This window comes from Marinobacter sp. C2H3, from assembly GCF_037080155.1.
GTDB lineage: Bacteria > Pseudomonadota > Gammaproteobacteria > Pseudomonadales > Oleiphilaceae > Marinobacter.
Map to the genome: position 1 here is coordinate 1 of NZ_JBBBNZ010000010.1, position 1,191 is coordinate 1,191.

1 protein-coding gene is annotated in these 1,191 nt (G+C 52.6%); it reads right to left on the reverse strand.

Going from position 1 to position 1,191, the window contains the following annotated elements:
- Positions 1-31 precede the first annotated feature (31 nt).
- Entirely contained in the window at positions 32-985 is a 954-nt protein-coding gene (locus V3388_RS16370) for an IS110 family transposase (RefSeq protein ID WP_336368639.1), read from the reverse strand.
- Positions 986-1,191 lie beyond the last annotated feature (206 nt).

Consider the following 1,191-nt stretch of genomic DNA (forward strand, 5'->3'; position numbering starts at 1 on the left):
TAACAAGTGACTGTGGTGTCAATTCCATAAATTAAGCCATTTCACCCCGCCATGATTCCTGGTTTTTGATCATGGTATTGAGCACCACAATCATCTTTCTCATGCAGGCAATGAGGGCTACTTTTGGGATCTTTCCCTGGGCCTTCAGACGTTCGTAAAAGCGTTTGAATACCGGATTACACTGGATGGATGAGAGCATGGCCATAAACATCACTGTGCGAACTCTGGGGCGCCCACCTCGTATTCTCCGCTTGCCATTGAGCTTGCCGCTGTCTCGATTGATGGGGGCCACGCCGACGAGCGCAGCAATCTCCTTACGGTTCAGCGAACCGAGTTCCGGAAGCTCACTCAGGAAAGTGTAAGCGAGTACTTTCCCAACACCAGGCACGCTGGTCATGATGTCCATTTTGGTGCGCCACTGATCCACCTTGGCGACCTCCTGCTCGATCTGTCGGGTGACCATTTCGATCTGATTCTGGAGCATTTTGAGCAGGCTTTTGATGGATCGGTGAAGAGATTTTGGAAGTATCTGGAGACGGTTTTTCTCCATGGTGGACATTTCCAGAAGCTGAGAGCGCCTGACCAGTAAGTCTTTAATCTTCTGGGAGGTTTTGTCTGGAATAGGCTTGAACTCGGGCTTCAGCGTGGCGGCATATCGGGCAATGACCTGTGCATCGATCCGGTCGGTTTTGGCAATTACTCCGATAGCCTGAGCGTAGCGCCGGACGCTGATTGGATTGACCACAATGATGGGCAGGCCAGCCTGGTTGCAGGCTTGAACCAACGCATGTTCGTACCGCCCTGAGGCTTCTACGACGATGCGCTCGACGTTGTAGTCTTTGAGGATTTTGACGAAGTGTCGGATGTGGGCTTCGGTATTTGGGACGGTGTGAAACTGCCCGGAGGGATGAAGAGCGATGTCCAGGTTCGCCTTACCGACATCGACACCAACATTGACTGGGGTTTGGATTTCCGTGTTGTTCATAATAAGCTGACTCTGCCTTGCTATACGGGCTCGAGGCCCCGATGACTGTTCGAGTTATCGCTTGAGAGTCATGCAGCGCTACGCACTTGTTATCGGTCTCTCGAAAGAGGAGCCGTCGCTGCACCGAGCTGCTGCATGAAGGCCCCCAGCGGCCACTGGGGGTGGGCCTCAATTTACCCAAACACGGCAGAAATTATCCATACAAG